Origin of the sequence: Streptomyces sp. NPDC005963, assembly GCF_040638655.1 — a bacterium.
Lineage (GTDB): Bacteria > Actinomycetota > Actinomycetes > Streptomycetales > Streptomycetaceae > Streptomyces.
In genome coordinates, this window is record NZ_JBEXVD010000005.1 from 321,640 (window position 1) to 343,712 (window position 22,073).

The window sequence follows — 22,073 nt, forward strand, 5'->3', positions numbered from 1 at the left end:
GTCACACACCCACCGTTTCCGTCTGTGCGATGTCGAGGAATGCCTCTTCGAGGGAGGCGGAGCGGGCGTCGAGCCCCTCCAGCCGTATCTGCGACTCCCGCGCCCACCGCAGCAGTTCTTCCAGGGACTCCTGGAGCTGATGGGTGCGGATCTCGATCCGCTGACCGTCGGCCCCGGCTTGGAGGGTGAGCGGCAGCCGCGCGGCCGGCACCCCTTCGGGCAGTTGGAAGCGGATGCGAGCGGGTCGCGATGCGGTCACCGTGGCCGGTGTGCCCGTGGTGACGATGCGCCCCCGGTGCATGATCGCCAGCTGATCGGCGAGCGACTCGGCTTCCTCCAGATAGTGGGTGGTCAGGAGGACCGTGGTGCCGGAGTCGCGGAGCGCCCGCACCAGGTCCCAGGTGTCGCGGCGCCCTTCCGCGTCGAGTCCGGTGGTCGGTTCGTCGAGGAAGAGCACTTCGGGTCGGCCGAGGAGCGCCAGCGCCAGATCGAGCCGTCGGCGTTCGCCGCCCGAGAGTTGCTTGACCCGCACCGAGGCCCGTTCACCGAGGCCGACCAGACCCAGTGCCTCGGCCACCGGGCGGGCGCCCGTGGTGCAGCCGGCCCACATGCGGGTGGTCTCGGCCACGGTCAGATCGGAGGGGAAGCCGCCCTCCTGGAGCATCACCCCGATCCGGGGGCGCACGGCCGCCCGCTCGCGGTAGGGGTCGTGGCCGAGTACGCGTACGGTCCCGGCGGTGGGGGCGGCGAGTCCCTCCAACAGTTCTACGGTGGAGGTCTTTCCGGCGCCGTTGGTGCCGAGGAGGGCGAAGACCTCGCCCCGGGCCACGGAGAAGGAGACCCCGCTCACCGCCTCGAAGCCCCCCGAGTAGCTTCGCCGCAGCTCATCCACCGTGATCACGTACTGGTCTGTGGTCATGGGAACAGCGTCCCGCCGCTTTGGGAACGGGGTCAGTGCGCGGCGTCACCGATGGCGATGACATTTGTCATGGGGGCGGTGCACCGATGCGGCCTTCGAGGAACCGGACGCACTCCGGATGCTCGTCGGGTGCTCGTGATCCCGATTCTGGTGCTGGTGATCCGGCGCTGTGATCTCGCTGCCGTCCCGTGGTCACGATTCGGAAGCCTTGATCTTGAGGCATGGATCCGGTTGTTGCGATTCGGGATGTCCCGATTCGGATGTCATGACAAAGGCCCCGGTCGTGAAGACCAGGGCCTTTCTGCACTGAGCGGACGACGAGATTCGAACTCGCGACCCTCACCTTGGCAAGGTGATGCTCTACCAACTGAGCCACGTCCGCATTGCTTCCGCTCGGCTCTCACCGGGCGGCGCGGGCACCACTCTACCTGATCGAAATCGATGGCCGGTAAAGCGATGAGAGCGGGTGACAGGAATTGCACACTGCGCCTTCCCCCTGGAAGGGGGATGTTCTACTACTGAACTACACCCGCACGCTGCTGAGGTGGGGCCTTTTTGGCCTTGCCCCTCGGCGTGACTCAAACTCTAGCCGACGTTTGGGGGTGCTGCGCAACTCGGAATCGACACAGGGGTGTCGGGGGCTCAGGGGGCGCTGACCTGAGGCGGTCTACCGAGTGGATCTTTCCGGCCTCAAGGAGTGGATCTTCCGAGGGGGGAGGGGCCGGGGGGAGCGAGCGCCGCGTGTCGGATGGTGGGGGCCTGGCTGGTGAGTGGCGGGTCACATCCGTCACAGAAAGCAACAAGAGCAAAAGGGTGCACCTTCAGTCCTGCGCTCATGGACAGGGGCCCAGACATGCGCCCGGCCGCCACAGGTCCACGATCCCCTGGGGGCGGCTCCGCAGGGGTCGCTACCGCTGTGACGTACGAACCCGCTGCCCCTACCGATGCGACGACCGGTCCACCGGTCGGCTGTACGGCTGTATGGCCGGGTTCTCGACCGAGGCGCGCGGCCGGGGCCGATCCGAAGCGCACTGCTCCCGACCGAGGAGTGTCTTCCCCTGGGCGCGGCTGCACCGGAGCGAGCTCTCGACACCCTGCGCTGCCCGAAGCGGACCAACGAAGAGGCCCGTGGGCCCACTTCGGGCGCCCACGGGCCAACTTCACTGCTGTCAAAGCTTCTGCCGGTGCTTCTACCGGCACTTCTCTCGATGCTGCTACCGATCCGATTCGGCCACTGCTGTCGGAGTCCCGCCGTGGTAGGCGGTCCCGTTCCGCTGTGGCCCCCGGGTCGGGGACGCCCTCCCGGGCAGGCTTCAACTCGCCTCTCGGAATGCCTCGTAGACCGCCTTGGGGATGCGCCCCCTGGCCGGTACGTCCATCTTGTTCGACTGTGCCCAGGCGCGTACCGCAGCGGGTGCCGGTTCAAGCGTCGTGTGCTTGTACGTGCCGGTCCTGGGCTTGTCGCGCTTCCCGCTGCCGAGCTGCTTTCGTCCTGCTGCCACGTACGGCGCCAGCGCCTTGCGCAGTTTCTTTGCATTGGCGCTATTGAGGTCGATCTCGTACGACTTCCCGTCCAGGGCGAACCTGACCGTTTCCGCCGCTTCCCCGCCGTCGATGTCGTCGGAGAGTGTGACCACTACTCGCTGAGCCACGGATATCGGTCCTTTCCCGCGGTGCTCCGCACGGCACCGATTCTGACGTGCGGGGATACCGGCTTTCCGGCTGTCGAGGGGCCATACTGCTTTCCTGCGTATTCCTTTGTACAGCGACCGGTAGTGCATTGTGAAGCCCACCCAATTATGTGCGCGCGTCAGGAGCAATGGGGATCGGGTTATTTTCCCTGGATTTCTGCTTCTGGTTACTCGGGTCGTTCCGCCTGGTGGGTGTCGGATTTCTCCAGATATCTACGCGAGTAGATTCTTGGGCCGGGTACGCTGAGGGAACCGCCCTCGCAACACATCAATCCGGGAGTGCCCGTGGCACGCGTCGTAGTCGACGTCATGCTCAAGCCCGAGATCCTCGACCCGCAGGGACAGGCGGTGCAGCGTGCACTACCTCGCCTCGGGTTCGATGGAATCGCGGACGTCCGTCAGGGAAAGCGCTTTGAGCTGGAGGTGGAGGGGCCGGTCGACGAAGCCGCCCTCGCCCGCATCCATGAGATGGCCGAAACGTTCCTCGCCAACACCGTCATCGAGGACTTCATCGTCAAGGTGGAGTCGTGACTGCTCGTATTGGAGTCGTCACTTTTCCCGGCACGCTGGACGACCGGGACAGTCTGCGGGCGGTTCGCCTCGCGGGCGCGGAGCCGGTCTCCCTCTGGCACCGTGACAAGGACATCAAGCAGGTCGACGCGGTCGTCCTCGCCGGAGGTTTCTCCTACGGCGACTATCTGCGCGCCGGGGCCATTTCCCGGTTCTCGCCGGTGATGGAGACGATCATCGACCAGGCCAGGGCAGGGCTGCCGGTTCTCGGCATCTGCAACGGCTTCCAGATCCTCACCGAGTCGCACCTGTTGCCCGGTGCGATGCTGCGCAACAACCATCTGCACTTCATCTGCCGTGACCAGCGGTTGCGGGTGGAGAACGCCACGACCGCCTGGACCGGCGACTACGAGCAGGGCCAGGAGATCTCCGTACCCCTGAAGAACATCGACGGCCGTTATGTCGCCGACGAGCGGGTGCTGGATGAGCTGGAGGCCGAAGGCCGGGTCGCCTTCCGCTATCTGGGCGGCAACCCCAACGGCTCGCTCCGCGACATCGCGGGCATCACCAATGCCGAGGGCAACGTCGTCGGTCTGATGCCGCACCCGGAGCACGCCGTCGAGCCCCTGATCGGCACCGGCCGCACCGACGGGCTGGCCTTCTTCACCTCGATCCTCAAGAGGCTGGTCGCCGCATGAGCCAGCTGCGCGCGGCCGTCCGACGGCTGCCGATGATCAATGCCGTACCTCTGTGCCCTGCGTGCGGAGACGCGAAGGGAAGGGGCTCAGCATGACCCTCGATACCGTGAAGCACGCTTCGGGCACCCCCGAGACCGAGCAGCCCTGGGCCGAGCTCGGCCTCAAGGCGGACGAGTACGCGCGGATCCGGGAGATCCTCGGTCGCCGTCCCACCGGTGCCGAACTGGCGATGTACTCGGTGATGTGGTCGGAGCACTGCTCGTACAAGTCGAGCAAGGTGCATCTGAAGCAGTTCGGTGAGAAGGCGCCCGAGAACGACGCGCTGCTCGTCGGCATCGGGGAGAACGCGGGCGTCGTCGACGTCGGCCAGGGGTATGCGGTGACCTTCAAGGTCGAGTCGCACAACCACCCCTCGTACATCGAGCCGTACCAGGGCGCCGCCACCGGTGTCGGCGGCATCGTGCGCGACATCCTCGCCATGGGTGCCCGCCCAATCGCGGTGGTGGACCCGCTGCGCTTCGGTGCGGCGGACCACCCCGACACCAAGCGGGTGCTGCCCGGTGTCGTCGCCGGCATCGGTGGCTACGGCAACTGCCTGGGTCTGCCCAACATCGGCGGCGAGGTCGTCTTCGACCCCTGCTACCAGGGAAACCCCCTGGTCAACGCCGGTTGCATCGGTGTGATGAAGCACGAGGACATCCATCTCGCGCAGGCATCGGGCCCCGGCAACAAGGTCATTCTGTACGGTGCGCGCACCGGCGGTGACGGCATCGGCGGAGTCTCGGTCCTTGCGTCGGAGACCTTCGACGCGACCGGCCCGGCCAAGCGCCCCGCCGTCCAGGTCGGTGACCCGTTCCAGGAGAAGCTGCTGATCGAGTGCACCTTGGAGATCTTCAAGGAGAAGCTCGTCGCGGGCATCCAGGACCTCGGCGGTGCCGGGCTCTCCTGTGCGACCAGCGAGCTGGCGAGCGCCGGCTCGGGCGGTATGCGCGTCGAGTTGGACACGGTTCCCCTGCGGGACGCGACCCTCTCGCCCGAGGAAATCCTCATGAGCGAGTCGCAGGAACGCATGTGCGCGATCGTCGAGCCCGACAAGGTCGAGCGCTTCTTGGAGATCTGCGAGAAGTGGGACGTCATCGCCACCGTCATCGGTGAGGTCACCGAGGGCGAGCGGCTGGAGATCTTCTGGCACGGCGAGCAGATCGTGGACGTCCCGCCGCGCACGGTCGCCCACGAGGGCCCGGTGTACGAGCGTCCCTACGCCCGCCCCGAGTGGCAGGACGCCCTCCAGGCCGATGACGCGGGCAAGCTGCCCCGCCCCCAGGACGCGGCGGAGTTGCGCGAGCAGGTCCTGAAGCTGGTCTCGTCGCCGAACCAGGCGTCGAAGGCGTGGATCACCGACCAGTACGACCGGTTCGTCCAGGGCAATACGGTCCTCGCCCAGCCCGAGGACGCGGGCATGGTCCGCATCGACGAGGAGTCGAACCTCGGCGTGGCCCTGGCGACCGACGGCAACGGTCGCTACACCAAGCTCGACCCCTACACCGGGGCCCAGTTGGCGCTGGCGGAGTCGTACCGCAACGTCGCCGCATCGGGCGCCACTCCGCTGGCGATCTCCGACTGCCTGAACTTCGGTTCGCCGGAGGACCCGGGCGTGATGTGGCAGTTCGCCGAGGCCACGCGCGGTCTCGCGGACGGTTGTCTGGTGCTGGGCACCCCGGTCACCGGCGGCAATGTGTCGCTCTACAACCAGACCGGTGAGACCGCCATCCACCCGACGCCCGTCGTCGCGGTCCTCGGGGTGATCGACGACGTGAACCGTCGTACGCCGATCGCCTTCGCCGAAGAGGGGCAGTTGCTCTACCTCCTCGGCGACACCAAGGAGGAGCTCGGCGGCTCCGCCTGGTCCCAGGTGGTGCACGACCACCTGGGCGGGCTGCCCCCGGCCGTGGACCTGGAGCGCGAGAAGCTGCTCGGGGAGATCCTGATCTCTGCTTCCCGCGACGGCATGATCGACGCGGCGCACGACCTCTCCGACGGCGGTCTCGTCCAGGCGGTCGTGGAGTCCTGTCTCCGTGGTGGCAAGGGCGCCCGGCTGGTCGTCCCGGACGGTCTCGACGCGTTCACCTTCCTGTTCAGCGAGTCGGCGGGGCGCGCGGTCGTCTCGGTGCCCCGCAGCGAGGAACTCCGCTTCACCGACATGTGCGGTGCGCGGGGCCTGCCCGCCACCCGCATCGGTGTGGTCGACGGGGACGAGATCGAGGTCCAGGGCCAGTTCACCCTCTCGCTGGGCGAGTTGCGGACGGCCCACGAGGAGACGATTCCCGCGCTGCTGGTCTGACGTACGCGCAGTCATCGGGCCCCTGTCCGGCATCCGCCGGGCAGGGGCTCCCTTCGTTCCCCGTTGCGCGAGATTACGTAATTACGTATATTCATCTCATGGGGCTAGAGGAGCGGGTCGCCGAGTTGGAGCGCAGGCTCGCCGCGCTGGAGGAGCGAGACGGCCAGGACGAGCCCATACGGGCCGGTGGCCAAGGGGACCTCTGGGCGCTGGAGGGGTTTAAGGACCGGCTCGCGGAGGCGGGAGCCGGCGCGGGCGGTGTGATGTTCACGGGCTCCGTGCGACTGCCGACCGAAGAGCGGGTCGAGTGGCAGTACGGCACCCTCACTGAGTCCTTGTGGGAACAGGATTGGAACCGGGCCGCCGACTCCTTCGCCGCGCTGGGACATCCGGTGCGACTGAGACTGCTGCGCGAGATCCTCGGCGGCCGTCGTAAGGCGGCCGAGCTCACCGAACTGGCAGGGCTCGGCACCACCGGCCAGATCTACCACCACCTGCGCCAGTTGACCGCCGCCGGGTGGCTGCACACCGCGGGCAGGGGCCGCTATGAAGTGCCTCCGGTACGGGTGGTTCCGCTGCTGGTCGCGCTGACCGCAGCCCAGCCCTGACCGCAGCGAGCCTGACCGCAGTCCCCGGCCCAGCCCTGACCGCAGCCCGGCTCAGCCTTGACCGCAGCCGACTCGATCGCCGACGACCCCTGGGGGAGTAGCCCATGCCAGCTCGACCGGACGCAGCCCGACGAAAACTCCTGCTCGCCACCTATCGGACGGCCTGGTTGGCGTTCGTCGCACTCCTGCTGGTCAGCGTGGTGTTCGACCCCTTCCACTGGGCGTGGGTCTTTCCGCCCGCCGCACTGGCGACCGCCGTGGTGATGGTGCTGAACCGTACGGCCCGGACGGGGCACACGGCGGCGGAGCGTCCCCCCACGGTCGAGGTGGCGGCGCCGGTGACCGGCCGCTGGCTGGCGCTCAACAGCCCGGCGGACAAGGTGCCCAGCCATGGGACGCACGCCTACGGCCAGACGTACGCCATCGACATCGTCGCCGAGAGCACCGAGAGCACCGAGAGCACCCGTAAGTCTGGCAACTCCGGAAACACCGGGTCGGGGGTCCGTCCGGGATTCAGTTGGTTCTGGCCGTTCCTGCGCAAGAACACCGACTTCCCCGCCTTCGGCGCCCCACTGCTCGCCGTTGCCGACGCCACGGTGGTGGTCGCCCGCGACCGTCAGCGCGACCACCACAGCCGGACCTCGCTGCCCATGCTGGTCTATCTGATGTTGATCGAAGCATTCTTCCGGGACGTGTTCGGCCCCTCGCGCATCATCGGCAACAGCGTGGTGCTCGACCTCGGGGACGGTACGTACGCCCTCTACGCCCATGTCCAGCGCGGCTCCATCAGCGTGCGGGAGGGCGAACGGGTCCGTGCCGGGCAGGAGATCGCCCGTTGTGGAAACTCCGGCAACTCCACCGAACCGCACGTCCACTTCCAGCTCATGGACGACCCCGATCCAGATATCGCCCGCGGCATTCCGTTCCGCTGGCGGGGCATCGGCATCCCGGCCAACAACGAGTCCTTCACCGCGCGCACCGGCGCCGAGGACGTCCAGGGAGAAGCCCGGTCGAGCGGGGATGGCCGCGAACTGAAGTTCACGGTCACTGACTAGTCTCGCTCCCATGCCACCGGCCAGAAAGCGCGCCCGCGCCTACGACGACACCAAGATCCGCGCTGCCGTCCTCGCCCAGTTCGCCCACATCGGGCAGGCGGTATCGACACTCACCGCGGAGCAGTTGGCCCGTCCCACCCGAGTCGGCGAGCGGACCGTACGGGAACTGGCGGCGGACACGGCCCTGACGGCCGATGGGATCCTCCGCTCTCTCGACCTGCCGGCGCCGCCCCGGGTCGAGTTGGCCCTGGTGGACTGGCCGGCTGACACCGCACCCCTACGCCTCCTGCTCGACGGGACGGCCCGATCGTTCGCAGCCGCCGAGCCCGACCTCGGAGCGTTGTACGCCCGCACCGCCGATCGCCTCGCCCGCGCACTCGACGGCGTTTCGCCCGATCGGCTGCTGGCCCTGCCGTCGGGCGCGATGAGACTCGGTGATTTCCTCGTCACCCGTACCGTCGAACTCACCGTCCGCACCGACGACCTCAACGACGCACTCGGGCTGCGCATCCCCCACGAGCGCCAGGCACTCGCCGCCTGCACCCGGCTGCTCGCCGATGTGCTCGCACGGAAGGCCCCGGGCGGATCGGTGGAGGTGAGGGTGCCGCCGTACGCCGTGGTGCAGTGCGTGGAAGGTCCCCGTCACACCCGCGGCACCCCGCCCAACGTCGTCGAGACCGATCCGCTCACCTGGGCCCGACTCGCCACCGGCCGTACGACGTGGGCCGAAGCCCGCGACGCAGCCCAGGTCAGCGCCAGCGGGGAGCGGGCCGATCTCGCCGCCTTCCTTCCGCTGCTGGGCTGATCCACGGCACTCGGTGCCAGCCACGGCGAGCGGGCGACGAAGGGGAACCGGACCCGGGGGCGGCCCGTCCCAAGGGCATGCGTAATCAGCTGAGCGTTCCCGTCACCGTTCTGGCCCTTCTCGCGCTGGCCGCGTGCGGTTCGGATTCGGGGTCCAAGGCGGACTCCGGAGCCGGCGCCCCCGCCGGCGGGAAACCGGCCGTGGCCGATGTGCCCCTCACCGGAGTGTTCTGGACCGTCGACACGCTCACGGTCGACGGCAAGAGGACCACGTCCCCGGCCGACGCCTATGTCGAGGTGACCACCAAGGACCGCGCCCAGGGCAACTTCGGGTGCAACCAGTTCGGGGCCAAGGCCGCTCTGGACGGCGACACCCTCACGGTCGGATCCGCCGACATGACCGAAATGGGATGTGAGAAGCCGATCCAGGACTTCGAAAACTCCCTGAGGGAAGCTTTCGCCGGGCGCCTCAAGGCCGAACTGGTGGACAAGAAGCTCACCCTCACCAATGAGAAGGGCGACACCATCGGACTCGTCTCCGAACCGCCCGCCCCGCTCGTCGGCACCAAGTGGACGGTGAACTCCCTCCAGCGGCAGGACATCGTCGAATCCCTGCCCGCCGGTACCGACAAGAACGCCCACCTCACCTTCGCCAAGGACGGCACCGTCAGCGGCAACCTCGGCTGCAACGACTTCAACGCCACCGTCAAGGTCAGCGGGACCCAGCTGGCCTTCGGGTCCATCTCCAGCACCCGGAAGATGTGCGCGGGTACGTCGGGCCAGGTGGAGGCCCATCTCCTCAAGGCCCTGGCGGGGCAGGCGACGTACGAGATCCATCAGCGTGGACTCTTCCTCAACGGGCCAGAGGGCACGGGCTTCTCCGCCGTGAAGAGCACGAACTGAGGTCCGACCGCCCGACCGCCCGACCGCCCGCCTGCCCGCCTGCCCGACCGTCCGACCGTCCGACCGTCCGAGGGGAGCGAGGACCGGGTCGTCCTCCGGGTCACCCGGCTCACGGGCCCTCCTCCGCTCCCCACCCGGCCCGCGGGCGGTGACCTTGCTCACCGCCCGGTCGGGTTGCGGGCCGTCGAAAGCGGCCCCCGGCACTCGTGTCCCGCCCGTCCGGCGGGGCCGATGCGGTCCGCTCGCATCCGTCCCGTCGAGCGCGATCCGCCCTCCAGGAGCAGGAATCCACCGCTCCGCAGCCTGTCGGCACCGCTTCGCCCCCCGCGCCTTCGAAGCCTGCCCGAGTGATCTGCGAGAGCTCCGGCACCCGGTGACCACACCGTCACCCAGAGCCTTGACCCCCTCCCCAATTCGGACCAGTGGTCGATCTCGCCTACACTCGGTGCCGTGCCACGTGGTGACGGTCGACTCAATCACGATCTACTCCCCGGCGAGAAAGGCCCCCAAGACGCATGTGGCGTCTTCGGTGTCTGGGCCCCGGGTGAAGAGGTCGCCAAGCTCACTTACTTCGGGCTCTACGCCCTCCAGCATCGGGGCCAGGAATCCGCGGGAATCGCGGTCAGCAACGGCTCCCAGATCCTCGTCTTCAAGGACATGGGCCTGGTCTCCCAGGTTTTCGACGAGACTTCCCTAGGATCGCTGCGCGGCCACATCGCTGTGGGCCACGCCCGATACTCCACCACCGGCGCCTCCGTCTGGGAGAACGCCCAGCCGACCTTCCGCGCCACCGCCCACGGCTCGATCGCGCTCGGCCACAACGGCAATCTGGTGAACACCGCCCAGCTCGCCGAAATGGTCGCCGATCTGCCCCGTAAGGACGGTCGCGCCACCCAGGTCGCAGCCACCAACGACACCGATCTCGTCACTGCGCTGCTCGCCGGCCAGACCGACGACGACGGCAAGCCGCTGACGATCGAGGAAGCCGCCAGCAAGGTGCTCCCGTCGGTTCAGGGCGCGTTCTCGCTCGTCTTCATGAACGAGAGCACCCTGTACGCGGCCCGTGACCCGCAGGGCATCCGCCCGCTGGTCCTCGGACGCCTCGACCGTGGTTGGGTCGTGGCCAGCGAGTCCGCAGCCCTCGACATCTGCGGTGCGACCTACGTCCGCGAGATCGAGCCCGGCGAGCTGATCGCCATCGATGAGAACGGCGTCCGCACCTCAAGATTCGCAGAAGCGAAGCCCAAGGGCTGTGTCTTCGAGTACGTCTATCTGGCCCGTCCCGACACCGACATCGCGGGGCGCAACGTCTATCTCTCCCGCGTGGAGATGGGACGGAAACTGGCCAAAGAGGCGCCCGCAGATGCAGATCTGGTCATAGCGACGCCGGAATCCGGCACCCCCGCCGCGATCGGTTACGCGGAAGCGAGCGGCATCCCCTATGGCTCGGGCCTCGTCAAGAACGCCTATGTCGGCCGGACCTTCATCCAGCCGTCCCAGACCATCCGCCAGCTGGGCATCCGACTGAAGCTCAACCCCCTGAAGGAAGTCATCAGGGGCAAGCGCCTGGTCGTCGTCGACGACTCCATCGTCCGCGGTAACACCCAGCGGGCCCTGGTCAAGATGTTGCGCGAAGCCGGAGCCGCCGAGGTCCACATCCGGATCTCGTCCCCGCCGGTGAAGTGGCCCTGCTTCTTCGGCATCGACTTCGCCACCCGTGCGGAACTGATCGCCAACGGAATGACGATCGAGGAGATCGGCGCCTCGCTGGGCGCGGACTCCCTGTCGTACATCTCCATCGACGGCATGATCGAGGCGACCACCATCGCCAAGCCGAACCTCTGCCGCGCCTGCTTCGACGGCGAGTACCCGATGGACCTGCCCGATCCGGAACTGCTGGGCAAGCAGCTCCTTGAGACCGAGTTGGCGGGCGGTGCGGACGCTGCCGACGCGCTCCGTCGCCCCTAGGCAATCGCCGTGATCACCACGCAGGTCATTTCCCTTCCCCGAGAGACTCCTCCGCGCACGGCGGTGAGAGCCCTCTCGGGGCCACCGAACCCGCTCTCGGCAGCAACGACACGAAAGCTCTCTTTGTCATGACAGAGAACACAGGAGCCAGCTACGCAAGTGCGGGCGTCGACATCGAGGCGGGCGACCTCGCCGTCGAACTGATGAAGGAGTGGGTCAAGAAGACCCGCCGCCCGGAGGTCCTCGGCGGTCTCGGCGGCTTTGCCGGACTCTTCGACGCCTCCGCGCTGAAGCGCTACGAGCGTCCCCTCCTCGCCACCGCCACCGACGGCGTCGGCACCAAGGTGGATCTTGCACGCCGGCTGGGCGTGTACGACACGATCGGCCACGACCTCGTCGGCATGGTCGTCGACGACCTGGTCGTCTGCGGTGCCGAGCCGCTGTTCATGACCGACTACATCTGTGTCGGCAAGGTGCACCCCGAGCGGGTCGCCGCCATCGTCAAGGGCATCGCCGAGGGTTGTGTCCTGGCCGGTTGCGCCCTCATCGGCGGCGAGACCGCCGAGCACCCCGGCCTCCTCGGCGAAGACGACTTCGACGTCGCCGGCGCCGGTACGGGAGTGGTCGAGGCGGATCTGCTGCTGGGCCCCGATCGCATCCGCAGCGGAGACGTGGTCATCGCCATGGCCTCGTCAGGACTCCACTCCAACGGATACTCGCTGGTTCGCCACGTGCTCTTCGACCGCGCCGGCATGGGCCTGGAGCAGCACGTCGAGGAGCTGGGACGGACCCTGGGCGAGGAACTGCTCGAACCCACCAAGATCTACTCCCTGGACTGTCTGGCGCTCGCGAGGACGGCCGAGGTCCACGCCTTCAGCCATGTCACGGGCGGTGGCCTCGCCAACAACCTGGCGCGGGTCGTCCCGGACGGTCTGCACGCGATCGTCGACCGTTCGACCTGGACCCCGGGGCCGGTCTTCGACCTCGTGGGCAAGGCAGGAAAGGTCGAACGCCTGGAGTTGGAGAAGACGCTCAACATGGGCGTCGGCATGATCGCTGTGGTCCCCGAGCAGTCGGCGGACGTGGCGATGGAACTCTTCGCGGACCGAGGAGTGGACGCCTGGGTTGCGGGCGAGATCGTCGAGCGCGGCGATCACACCGTGGGCGCCGCGCTCACGGGCGACTACGCAGTGTGAACGAGCCGGACCGGGCGACGATTCCATGCACACGGTGGGCCCGACGTCCGCGCTGAACAGCACGGAACCCGGTCCGGGTGAGCCGGACCGGGTCGGTGATCACTGCAACGTCAAGCGCCGCGGCGGTGCTGCGACGACGGACCGGACTCATCGTCCTCGTCATCGTCGTCGTTGTACAAATCCGCGTACTGTGCGTACGGGTCGTCTTCCTCGTCGTCATCCTCGAACGGCTCGCCGTTCGGAGGTTGGCTCGAAGTCGAAGCGCCCAGCTCGCTGGCCAGACGCGACAGGTCAGTCCCGCCGCTGTTGTACTTCAGCTGGCGGGCGACCTTTGTCTGCTTGGCCTTGGCCCGGCCGCGCCCCATGGCTCGACCCCCTCGGTGACGGGGCTCGACGGCCCCAGAGTCTTGACACGCGTTCATGATTCGGAACGGACTCTCCTTGGAGAGACCGGCCCGTAGGGCTTCAACGGTACCTGCTTCCGCGGCCATACGGTACGCCGCCCGCATGACGTGCCACTTCACAGAACCCGCGAGGAGCCCCGTCCTCGCTGGTCAACTGCGATATTAACCTCTTCTTGGCGGCCGACCCGCCGTCCGGGGTGAGTCTTGTCTCCCGAAACGGCGGGTCGGGGCCCGTACCGAACGCCGCAGGGGTCGAGCCCGGGGGCGCGCGGACGGGCTTCGTCCTCAGCCCTGACGGGCCTCCGCCATGCGCTGCTCGGCGATCCGGTCCGCCGCCGCTGCTGGCGGAATACCGTCTTCGTTTGCGCGTGCGAAGATTTCTAGGGTGGTGTCGTAGATCCTTGCAGCCTTCGCCTTGCAGCGGTCGAAGTCGAAACCGTGCAGCTCGTCCGCGACCTGGATGACACCACCGGCGTTCACGACGTAATCGGGCGCGTACAGGATGCCGCGGTCGGCGAGGTCCTTCTCGACGCCCGGGTGGTCGAGTTGGTTGTTGGCGGCGCCGCAGACCACCTTGGCGGTGAGCACCGGGACGGTCGCGTCGCTGAGCGCACCTCCGAGGGCACAGGGCGCGTACACGTCCAACCCCTCGGTACGGATCAGTGCGGCCGTGTCCGCAACGGCGGTGACCTGCGGATGACGGTCCAGGATGCGTCGCACCGACTCAGGGCGGACATCGGTGATCACGACTTGCGCGCCGTCCTGGATCAGATGCTCCACCAGGTGGTGGCCGACCTTCCCGACGCCCGCGATGCCGACGCGGCGGCCTTGGAGCGAGTCGGTTCCCCAGAGGTGGCGGGCGGATGCCCGCATGCCCTGGAAGACCCCGAACGCGGTGAGTACGGAGGAGTCCCCGGCGCCCCCGTTCTCAGGCGAGCGGCCGGTGGCCCAGCGGGTGGCGCGGGCGACGACGTCCATGTCCGCCACGTAGGTGCCCACGTCACAGGCGGTCACGTACCGTCCGCCGAGCGAGTCGACGAACCGGCCGTAGGCGAGCAGCAGCTCGTCGCTCTTGAGCGTCTCGGGGTCCCCGATGATGACGGCCTTGCCGCCGCCGTGGTCGAGTCCGGCCATGGCGTTCTTGTAGGACATCCCGCGGGCGAGGTTCAGCGCGTCCGTGACGGCCTCCTCCTCGGAGGCGTACGGATAGAAGCGGGTGCCGCCGAGGGCCGGGCCGAGGGCGGTGGAGTGGATGGCGATGACGGCCTTCAGGCCGGAAGCGCGGTCCTGGCACAGCACGACTTGCTCGTGGCCCCCCTGGTCCGATCGGAACAGGGTGTGGAGCACGCCGGATGCGTGGTTCGCATCGGGCACGAGGGGCGCGTCGGGCAGGGCGGAATCGCTGACGGGGACGCCGGGCAGATCGGTCACGGTGGTGACTCCCAGATATGAGGCGGCGGGCGGGGGCTTTCCCGGCTCTCCCTGTCGCTTGTGGCAGGGGGAGAGCGGGCAAGTTACCAGCTGGGGATGAGGGTAAGTCCTACGCGCGCGTAGTTCTCCAGCAGTGCTTGAGTATCACCCCGAGAGGGGTAGTGCCGGGTGTCCGCGTGGAAGGATTCACGACATGCCAGCCGTGTCCTCGGTTCTCGTTCCTTACACCTCCTATCTGCGGGTCTATGAGCCGCTGGCGGCCTTTCCGGTGCCGGAACGGGAGCACTGGGAGCGATATGCGCGTCGCGCTGACTCCCCGACCGTGCAGGACGAACTGAGGCGGTCGCTCGCCGATTTGGTGCCCACTCCACCGGTACCGGTGCCGGTGCATGAGAGCGGGGACGCGTTCGTCGCAGTCGTCGACGGGGTGGTGTGCGTCTGCCCTTGGCGGACCAGGCTCCGTGGCTGGCTCGCACTCGAAGAACTGACCGAGCGATTTCCGGCCACTTTGCTCGATGCGGTGCTGCCGCCTGTAGTACGGGGACAAGCCGCCGCCGACTGGGAGCGGTGGCGGAAGCGGAACCCGGATGCCCGGCCGTGGATCAGGACGGCCGTCTGGCAGGTTCCGGTGCGCTGGTTCGTGCTGTTCGGGGACGACGAGCGGGAGTACGAGCCGGCAGGGACCGGTGCGGCGGTGCTCCGGTACCGCACGCCGATGGCCCAGGCGCGTCGGCGGATCGCCCGGGCCCTGAAGGCGCTGCGGGAGTCCGAGGACTCGGGCGGGTTGGCGGAGGGGCTCGTCGACGTGGGGAAGTGGCTGGAGGAGTTCCATCCGCGTTCCCTGGTCGAGCTGGACTACGGGGGCCTGGTGCACGCGCTGGGACCCACCCTCGCGGACGATCACTCGGCGGCCGACGTGGCGGCCGGGATCGCCGCTCTGCGGGCCGATGACGGCGAGGCGGCGCAGCTGGCATATGCCCGTCTGGCAGACCGCTGGCGGGCCGTACGGGACCTCCGGTTCGCCAATTGAGCGATCGTGTGGATGATTGAGTTCCGTTGTTGAAGGGCCCTTGGTCCCGATCCGGGCCTTTGCCTCAAGCGTGACGGACTGCACTAACTGGGCTCTTGCGTCGATCGCCCACCCTCGTGTCAAAATAGGACAAGGAGTCCGGGGAGGGTTCCTTCCGCCCAAGTAAGGGTGGAATGCTCGGCATTGCGCTCTATGGGGGGTCTGGTGGCTCCTGATTGCGGTGTGACTGATCGTTACCGTCATGTGACTGTCCGCTATGGCATGGTCCATCGTCGTTCAGCCACTGATGAACACCTCAGAGGGCAATTCCGTCGGTTTGGCCGACGTGGCTGGACAGATGGTGTAGTTGTAGTGCCGAGGACAAGCCGTTCGTCCTATAACCGACTCGGCCTGCGTCTGCCATTTCGGGCAACGTGGGTCAAGGTGCAGAATTTAGAGGAATGAACCGAGAAGGTTCGGTTCTCCGAGGAGGCCGCTCATGACCGCTCGCACCCCTGATGCCGAGCCGCTGTTGACCCCGGCTGAGGTTGCCACGATGTTCCGCGTGGACCCTAAGACGGTCACCCGCTGGGCGAAGGCAGGCAAGCTCACGTCGATTCGTACGCTCGGCGGGCATCGCCGTTACCGCGAAGCAGAGGTACGTGCTCTGCTCGCGGGCATTCCGCAGCAGCGCAGCGAGGCCTAACCAACCTCGTTGTTCGGGCACCGCTGGGACCCCCATCCCGGTAAGGCCCACCCATAGCTCCATTTGACGGGCGTCTGCCCCAACAGACCTCTGTCGTCGATCGCGCTGGACTCCGCCGAGTCCAGCGCGATTTTTCTTTTCCGCGGTGCTGTCGGGACTGGTGTTGCGGATGATGGCGGTGGCGCTCCAGCGGTCGTCGTTCCGGAGCTCGGGGAGGGGCGCACGGAAGTTGGGGGAGGTATTCCAGGGGTAGTGCAATTGCACATATTAAATTGGTCGATTAGGTGTAGGGGCTAAGTGTCGAGGTTCCAAAAACCTATACGGTGACACCCGTCACACCGTGCAACCCTTGCCAACATCCAGCGTGTCACTTTCACGAAGCGGATTCTTCGGGCTGAAGTCACTCACCGAGAGGACCTTCGACCCCGGCTTGAGTCGGCTCCTAGCGCCTTGAGAGCGCCTCGGCGGTCGCAGCTGCGGAATTCGTGGCCGGCCCCGGCTGCCCCCGCTCCTCGTCGGATCCCATGAGAGGGCTGGTGGCGACGGCTGGTTCGGTGGCGGCTCGTGCCGCGGGGAGGGCGTCAGGTGCCCCTGACGGGCCTTCCAACGGCGGTACGGCCCCGGATTTCGTCGTGCTCACCGACTGTGGCCCGTCGTCCGCCGTGGAGGCCGCCCCCGGCGTCGGCGCCGTCTGGGGGTGAAGTGTCGTTCCCGGCCCTGGTGGGACGTCAGATGGGCCCTCGGGCTCCATGGCGAGCCGATGGAGGCGATGGCAGATCGGGCAGTGTCGGGTGAGGTGTCGGTAGCCGGATGCCGCGGCGAGATGCGCCCGCAGTAGTGCCCTGGTCTCGTGCCGCCTCGCTGTGGACGCCGCCATGCGCGCCACCTCCGCGTCCGTTTGAGCCCTGCCCCTAAAGAGTGGGTACCCGCGGGGGAGGGACCCGTCAAGACGATGCGCGGGGCGGGGTGTACTGCTCTGAGGTCAGAGGGGGCATTGGGGGCAAAGTGCCGAGTCTTGGGCGAGTCGATGCGAGATCGTGCTGGCCCGACGGTCGTGATGAGGCCGGGTTCGGCGATTCTGGGCGCGTTCGTGGAGTGTGAGTCTCAGCCATTCTTGGGCATCCTCGGCGCTTCCCTTCGAGCCCTCCGGGCGAGGGGCGACGGCCAGCGATCGGGTCTGAAAAGTCTGGAATGCCGCTTTGTGAGAGCCTCGTGTCGGGTGTCGGTACGGCGTGACTGCCGGCCTGTGTTCGAGCGTCGGAGACCGTCCCGGCGGGTGCGCCCGCGAACTGCCGCACCCTTTGCCCGGTTCGTCGTCCTCGCCCTGGCGGGCGAGGTGAGGGCCACCGTGGCCCGCGCCGCGGATACCGGGCTCCGATGTACGGCAGGAATTCCCGGAGAAGGGCGTGGCGGACCCCAACGGGCGTGCTGCGACGGCCCGGAGGCAACCAGAGACGACTGGAGACAACCAGAGGCGACTGGAAGGCGGGGAGGGTAGCCGGAAGCGATCGGAGGGCAATCGGAGACGACCGCGGGGACAACCGGAGGACAACCGGAGGCGATCCGAGACAAGAAGAAGGCCCGCACCTCGAAAGGTACGGGCCTCGATCGTCCAGCTGTGCGGTCCTGACGGGATTTGAACCCGCGGCCTCCACCTTGACAGGGTGGCGAGCACTCCAAACTGCTCCACAGGACCAGGCTTCGCAGTCCGATTGTTGCGCTGGGCTGCGATAAGAGACTCTACAGCAGGCCGACCCCGGTGGTCGAACTCGCTGTGGGTGACAGGCCCGTCACGGCGCCAGGGCGTCGATCGCCTTCACGATCCGCTTGTCGGAGACCGGATACGCCGTGCCCAACGCATGGGCGAAGTAGCTCACCCGAAGCTCCTCCAGCATCCACCGGACGTCCAGGACCTCCTGGGGCACCGGCCGCCCCTGGGGCATCTGCTCCAGCAGCCAGGCGTACTCGTCCTGCATCTCCTGGACCTTCTCCATCCGCGTGGTGTCCCGTTGGACGGAGGTCGGCATCTGCTGGAGCCTGCGGTCGACCGCCAGGAGATAGCGCATCAGGTCGGGCAGTCGCCGCAGCCCGGTCCGGGTGACGAAGCCCGCCGGCATCAACGCGCCCAACTGCCCCCGCACGTCCTGGACGTTGCGCAGCAGCGTCGGGCTGGTGGTCGACTTCAACCGCCGTTCGCACGCCTGCCAGGCCGCCAGGATCTGCTGGACCTGCCCCACGGTCCGTACCGTCGTGTCCACCAGGTCCGCACGGACCTTGTCGTACAGCTTCCGGTAGGACTCCTCGTCCCACGCGGGTCCGCCGTGGTCCGCGATCAGCTTGTCGGCCGCCGCCGTCGCACAGTCGTCGAAGAGCGCCTGTATCGACCCGTGCGGATTACCCGAGAGGGCCAGCTTCTGCTGATTGCTCAGCTTGTCCGATGCGAACTTCGCCGGATTGACCTGGATGTTGAGCAGGATGAGCTTCCGGGTGCCCCGCCACATCGCCTGCCGCTGTTCGGCCTCGGTGTCGAAGAGCCGTACGGAGACGGTGTCGCCCGCGTCCACGAGCGCCGGATACGCCTTGACCGGCTGGCCGGCCCTGCGGGTCTCGAAGACCTTGCTGAGCGTGCCGATGGTCCAGTCCGTCAGTCCGGTCCGCTCGATGGACTCGCCCGACGGTCCGGCGCTCGCGGCGGCGGCTTGGGAGAGCGCCTGCCGTGCCCTGGGTCTCAGCTTGAGCTGGAGCGCGGCGAGGTCCTTGTCCTCGGCGAGTTTGCGGCGCCGCTCGTCAACGATCCGGAACGTGATCTTCAGGTGGTCGGGGACCCTGGACCAGTCGAAGTCGTCCGCGGTCACCGGGACGCCCACCATGGCCTTGAGCTCGCGCGCCAGTGTGAGGGGCAGCGGTTCCTGGAGTGGGACGGCCCGCTGGAGGAACTTCGCCGCGTAGTCCGGCGCCGGCACGTAGTGGCGGCGGATCGGCTTGGGCAGCGAGCGGATCAACTCCGTCACCACCTCGGTCCGCAATCCGGGGATCTGCCAGTCGAAGCCCTCGTCGGTGACCTGGTTCAGCACCTGGAGGGGAACGTGCACGGTCACCCCGTCGGCGTCCGCGCCCGGTTCGAACTGGTACGTCACCCGGAACTTCAGCCGCCCCTGCCGCCAGGAGTCCGGATAGTCGTCCTTGGTGACCGCCCCGGCCTTCTCGTTGATGAGCATCTCGCGCTCGAAGTCGAGGAAGTCGGGTTCGTCGTGGCGCTTCTTCTTCCACCACGAGTCGAAGTGCGCCCCCGACACCACGTCGGCCGGTACGCGCTGGTCGTAGAAGTCGAAGAGGGTCTCGTCGTCCACGAGGATGTCGCGCCGACGGGCCCGGTGCTCCAGCTCCTCGACCTCGGTGAGCAGCTTGCGGTTGTCCGCGAAGAACTTGTGGTGGGTGCGCCAGTCACCCTCGACCAGAGCGCGGCGGATGAACAGGTCGCGCGAGGTCTCGGGGTCGATCCGGCCGTAGTTGACCTTGCGCTGCGCGATGATCGGCACGCCGTACAGCGTGACCTTCTCGTACGCCATCACCGCGGCCTGGTCCTTCTCCCAGTGCGGTTCGCTGTACGTGCGCTTGATCAGGTGCTGGGCGAGCGGCTCGACCCACTCCGGTTCGATCTTGGCGTTGACGCGGGCCCAGAGCCGGGAGGTCTCCACCAACTCGGCGGACATCACCAGCCGCGGGGGCTTCTTGAACAGCGCCGATCCGGGGAAGACGGCGAACTTCGCGCCGCGCGCCCCGAGGTACTCGTTCTTGTTGTCGGTGTCCTTGAGCCCGACGTGGGAGAGCAGTCCCGACAGCAAGGAGATGTGGACGCTCGTCTCCGGCGCGTCCTCCTCGTTGACGTGGATGCCCAGGGACTTGGCCACCTGGCGCAGTTGCGCGTAGATGTCCTGCCACTCGCGGATGCGGAGGAAGTTCAGATACTCCTGCTTGCACATCCGCCGGAAGCTGGAGGAGCCGCGCTCCTTCTGCTGTTCGCGGACGTAGCGCCAGAGGTTGAGGAAGGCGAGGAAGTCGGACGTCTCGTCCTTGAAGCGGGCGTGCTGTTGGTCGGCCTGCGTCTGCTTGTCGGCGGGTCGCTCCCGCGGGTCCTGGATGGAGAGCGCCGCGGCGATCACCATGACCTCGCGCACACAGCCGTTCGTGTCGGCTTCGAGGACCATCCGGGCCAGCCGGGGGTCGACCGGCAGTTGGGAGAGCTTGCGTCCGAGGGGGGTGAGCCGCTTGCGGGGGTCCTTCTGGGCGGTGTCGAAGGCGCCGAGTTCCTGGAGCAGCTGCACGCCGTCGCGGATGTTGCGGTGGTCCGGCGGGTCGATGAAGGGGAACTTCTCGATCTCGCCCAGACCGGCCGCCGTCATCTGGAGGATCACGGACGCGAGATTCGTCCGCAGGATCTCGGCGTCCGTGAACTCGGGCCTGGCCTCGAAGTCGTCCTCTGAGTAGAGCCGGATGCAGATGCCGTCCGAGGTACGGCCGCAGCGGCCCTTGCGCTGGTTGGCGCTGGCCTGGCTGACCCGTTCGATGGGCAGCCGCTGGACCTTGGTGCGATGGCTGTAGCGGGAGATCCGGGCGGTGCCGGGGTCGATGACGTACTTGATCCCGGGGACGGTCAGCGAGGTTTCGGCGACATTGGTCGCCAGAACGATCCTGCGGCCGGTGTGCGGTTGGAAGACCCGGTGCTGCTCGGCGTGCGAGAGGCGCGCGTACAGCGGGAGGACCTCGGTGAACCGGTACTTCCGTTTGTCGAGGGCATCCGCCGTGTCCCGGATCTCGCGCTCGCCGGACAGGAAGACCAGGATGTCGCCCTTGCCCTCGCCCTGGAGCTCCTCGACCGCCTCGCAGATCGCCGTGATCTGGTCGCGGTCGCTCTCCTCGCTGTCGTCCTCCAGCAGCGGGCGGTAGCGCACCTCCACCGGATACGTACGCCCGCTGACCTCGACGATCGGTGCATCGCCGAAGTGCCGCGAGAAGCGTTCGGGGTCGATCGTCGCCGAGGTGATGACGACCTTGAGGTCGGGGCGCTTGGGCAGCAGCTGGGCGAGATAGCCCAACAGGAAGTCGATGTTGAGCGACCGCTCGTGCGCCTCGTCGATGATGATCGTGTCGTAGGCGCGCAGCTCGCGGTCCGTCTGGATCTCGGCGAGCAGGATGCCGTCCGTCATCAGCTTCACGAAGGTGTCGCCGCCGACCTGGTCGGTGAAGCGGACCTTCCAGCCGACCGCCTCCCCGAGGGGGGTGTTCAACTCGTCGGCGACCCGCTCGGCCACCGTGCGCGCGGCGAGTCTGCGCGGCTGGGTGTGCCCGATCATGCCGCGCACGCCCCGACCGAGCTCCAGACAGATCTTGGGGATCTGGGTCGTCTTGCCGGACCCGGTCTCACCCGCGACGATCACGACCTGGTGGTCCCGTATCGCCTCCAGGATCGTGTCCTTCTTCTGGCTGACCGGCAGCTGTTCGGGGTAGCTGACCTGCGGGACCCGGGCGGCACGCCGGGTCAGCCGCGCGGCGGCCTGCTCGGCCTCGGCGGCGATCTCGTCCAGCACGGCCTGCCGCGCCTCGGGCTTGCGGATGCGGCGGGCGCCTTCCAGACGGCGGCCCAGCCGATGGGCGTCGCGCAGCGATACCCCGGCCAGCTGTGTCTGGAGGTCGGCGAAGGAAGTAGACATACGGCCCCCAGGATCGCACCCCGGGGAAAGCAGTGGCGAACGCATTTCGCCTGTGTGCGGGTGGCGTCGCGGTGGGTGAGCGGGTATGGGGTGCGGGCGACGGCCTCGGGAAGGGCCGC

The 22,073-nt window shown here is 67.8% G+C and carries 17 protein-coding genes and 3 tRNA genes; 11 read left to right on the top strand and 9 right to left on the bottom strand.

The genetic code is table 11. The features are described from left to right. Position 1 precedes the first annotated feature (1 nt). The 4 genes from ABZ348_RS11025 to ABZ348_RS11040 form a co-directional block, all read right to left on the bottom strand. A complete protein-coding gene (locus tag ABZ348_RS11025; RefSeq protein WP_358931538.1) occupies positions 2 to 919 on the bottom strand; it encodes an ABC transporter ATP-binding protein in 918 nt (305 codons plus the stop codon). Positions 920 to 1,228: 309 nt separating this feature from the next. After that, positions 1,229 to 1,301: transfer RNA gene (locus ABZ348_RS11030), tRNA-Gly, on the bottom strand. A 79-nt stretch (positions 1,302 to 1,380) separates the two neighbouring features. Further along, positions 1,381 to 1,452: transfer RNA gene (locus ABZ348_RS11035), tRNA-Gly, on the bottom strand. Positions 1,453 to 2,232: 780 nt separating this feature from the next. Next, a complete protein-coding gene (locus ABZ348_RS11040; protein ID WP_358931540.1) occupies positions 2,233 to 2,571 on the bottom strand; it encodes an Lsr2 family protein in 339 nt (112 codons plus the stop codon). Between the two features lie 324 nt (positions 2,572 to 2,895). Between ABZ348_RS11040 and purS the strand changes: the two genes are divergently transcribed. From purS to purM, 9 genes are all read left to right on the top strand, one after another. Next, positions 2,896 to 3,141, top strand: coding sequence for a phosphoribosylformylglycinamidine synthase subunit PurS (gene purS / locus ABZ348_RS11045; protein WP_009996980.1), 246 nt, complete (start codon positions 2,896 to 2,898; stop codon positions 3,139 to 3,141). Continuing rightward, the gene (gene purQ, locus ABZ348_RS11050) at positions 3,138 to 3,818 is read left to right on the top strand and encodes a phosphoribosylformylglycinamidine synthase subunit PurQ (RefSeq protein ID WP_358931543.1); all 681 of its coding nucleotides are present in this window, start codon (positions 3,138 to 3,140) and stop codon (positions 3,816 to 3,818) included. The genes purS and purQ overlap by 4 nt, the downstream gene beginning before the upstream one ends. A gap of 91 nt (positions 3,819 to 3,909) precedes the next feature. Then, positions 3,910 to 6,159 carry a phosphoribosylformylglycinamidine synthase subunit PurL gene (gene purL / locus ABZ348_RS11055; RefSeq protein WP_358931545.1) on the top strand — a complete coding sequence of 750 codons (2,250 nt, stop codon included), beginning with the start codon at positions 3,910 to 3,912 and terminating at the stop codon, positions 6,157 to 6,159. Positions 6,160 to 6,257: 98 nt separating this feature from the next. Then, positions 6,258 to 6,767 carry a winged helix-turn-helix domain-containing protein gene (locus ABZ348_RS11060; protein WP_358931547.1) on the top strand — a complete coding sequence of 170 codons (510 nt, stop codon included), beginning with the start codon at positions 6,258 to 6,260 and terminating at the stop codon, positions 6,765 to 6,767. 104 nt (positions 6,768 to 6,871) lie between these two features. Continuing rightward, positions 6,872 to 7,822, top strand: a complete 951-nt coding sequence (locus ABZ348_RS11065) for a M23 family metallopeptidase (protein WP_358931549.1) — start codon at positions 6,872 to 6,874, stop codon at positions 7,820 to 7,822. A gap of 10 nt (positions 7,823 to 7,832) precedes the next feature. Next, positions 7,833 to 8,627 carry a sterol carrier family protein gene (locus tag ABZ348_RS11070; RefSeq protein WP_358931551.1) on the top strand — a complete coding sequence of 265 codons (795 nt, stop codon included), beginning with the start codon at positions 7,833 to 7,835 and terminating at the stop codon, positions 8,625 to 8,627. Between the two features lie 77 nt (positions 8,628 to 8,704). Continuing rightward, entirely contained in the window at positions 8,705 to 9,529 is an 825-nt protein-coding gene (locus tag ABZ348_RS11075; RefSeq protein WP_358931553.1) for an META domain-containing protein, read from the top strand. Between the two features lie 450 nt (positions 9,530 to 9,979). Then, positions 9,980 to 11,497, top strand: coding sequence for an amidophosphoribosyltransferase (gene purF, locus ABZ348_RS11080; RefSeq protein WP_358931555.1), 1,518 nt, complete (start codon positions 9,980 to 9,982; stop codon positions 11,495 to 11,497). Positions 11,498 to 11,625: 128 nt separating this feature from the next. Further along, positions 11,626 to 12,693: a phosphoribosylformylglycinamidine cyclo-ligase gene (gene purM, locus ABZ348_RS11085; RefSeq protein ID WP_358931557.1), complete on the top strand. Its 1,068-nt coding sequence runs from the start codon at positions 11,626 to 11,628 to the stop codon at positions 12,691 to 12,693. Between the two features lie 110 nt (positions 12,694 to 12,803). Here the strand turns inward: purM and ABZ348_RS11090 are convergent, their stop codons facing one another. Together ABZ348_RS11090 and ABZ348_RS11095 are read right to left on the bottom strand one after the other, a co-directional pair. Further along, on the bottom strand, positions 12,804 to 13,058 hold the full coding sequence (locus tag ABZ348_RS11090) for a DUF3073 domain-containing protein (RefSeq protein ID WP_329020932.1): 255 nt from the start codon (positions 13,056 to 13,058) through the stop codon (positions 12,804 to 12,806). A gap of 324 nt (positions 13,059 to 13,382) precedes the next feature. After that, entirely contained in the window at positions 13,383 to 14,489 is a 1,107-nt protein-coding gene (locus tag ABZ348_RS11095) for a Glu/Leu/Phe/Val dehydrogenase dimerization domain-containing protein (RefSeq protein WP_358931638.1), read from the bottom strand. A 232-nt stretch (positions 14,490 to 14,721) separates the two neighbouring features. Between ABZ348_RS11095 and ABZ348_RS11100 the strand changes: the two genes are divergently transcribed. Next, a complete protein-coding gene (locus tag ABZ348_RS11100) occupies positions 14,722 to 15,558 on the top strand; it encodes a hypothetical protein (protein ID WP_358931559.1) in 837 nt (278 codons plus the stop codon). 478 nt (positions 15,559 to 16,036) lie between these two features. Continuing rightward, on the top strand, positions 16,037 to 16,243 hold the full coding sequence (gene bldC, locus ABZ348_RS11105) for a developmental transcriptional regulator BldC (protein WP_003949541.1): 207 nt from the start codon (positions 16,037 to 16,039) through the stop codon (positions 16,241 to 16,243). A gap of 442 nt (positions 16,244 to 16,685) precedes the next feature. Here the strand turns inward: bldC and ABZ348_RS11110 are convergent, their stop codons facing one another. From ABZ348_RS11110 to hrpA, 3 genes are all read right to left on the bottom strand, one after another. Next, positions 16,686 to 17,120, bottom strand: a complete 435-nt coding sequence (locus ABZ348_RS11110; protein WP_358931561.1) for a DUF6274 family protein — start codon at positions 17,118 to 17,120, stop codon at positions 16,686 to 16,688. 744 nt (positions 17,121 to 17,864) lie between these two features. Beyond that, positions 17,865 to 17,939 (bottom strand) — tRNA-Asp (locus tag ABZ348_RS11115). A gap of 94 nt (positions 17,940 to 18,033) precedes the next feature. Continuing rightward, complete coding sequence (hrpA, locus tag ABZ348_RS11120) at positions 18,034 to 21,954, bottom strand: ATP-dependent RNA helicase HrpA (protein WP_358931563.1); 3,921 nt, start codon at positions 21,952 to 21,954, stop codon at positions 18,034 to 18,036. Positions 21,955 to 22,073 lie beyond the last annotated feature (119 nt).

Coding starts and splice junctions, on each gene's coding strand:
- ABZ348_RS11070 (WP_358931551.1), top strand. CDS start 7,833: ATGCCACCGGCCAGAAAGCGCGCCCGCGCCTACGACGACACCAAGATC.
- hrpA (WP_358931563.1), bottom strand. CDS start 21,954: ATGTCTACTTCCTTCGCCGACCTCCAGACACAGCTGGCCGGGGTATCG.
- purM (WP_358931557.1), top strand. CDS start 11,626: ATGACAGAGAACACAGGAGCCAGCTACGCAAGTGCGGGCGTCGACATC.
- ABZ348_RS11075 (WP_358931553.1), top strand. CDS start 8,705: ATGCGTAATCAGCTGAGCGTTCCCGTCACCGTTCTGGCCCTTCTCGCG.
- ABZ348_RS11100 (WP_358931559.1), top strand. CDS start 14,722: ATGCCAGCCGTGTCCTCGGTTCTCGTTCCTTACACCTCCTATCTGCGG.
- ABZ348_RS11090 (WP_329020932.1), bottom strand. CDS start 13,058: ATGGGGCGCGGCCGGGCCAAGGCCAAGCAGACAAAGGTCGCCCGCCAG.
- ABZ348_RS11025 (WP_358931538.1), bottom strand. CDS start 919: ATGACCACAGACCAGTACGTGATCACGGTGGATGAGCTGCGGCGAAGC.
- ABZ348_RS11110 (WP_358931561.1), bottom strand. CDS start 17,120: ATGGCGGCGTCCACAGCGAGGCGGCACGAGACCAGGGCACTACTGCGG.
- bldC (WP_003949541.1), top strand. CDS start 16,037: ATGACCGCTCGCACCCCTGATGCCGAGCCGCTGTTGACCCCGGCTGAG.
- ABZ348_RS11065 (WP_358931549.1), top strand. CDS start 6,872: ATGCCAGCTCGACCGGACGCAGCCCGACGAAAACTCCTGCTCGCCACC.
- purL (WP_358931545.1), top strand. CDS start 3,910: ATGACCCTCGATACCGTGAAGCACGCTTCGGGCACCCCCGAGACCGAG.
- ABZ348_RS11060 (WP_358931547.1), top strand. CDS start 6,258: ATGGGGCTAGAGGAGCGGGTCGCCGAGTTGGAGCGCAGGCTCGCCGCG.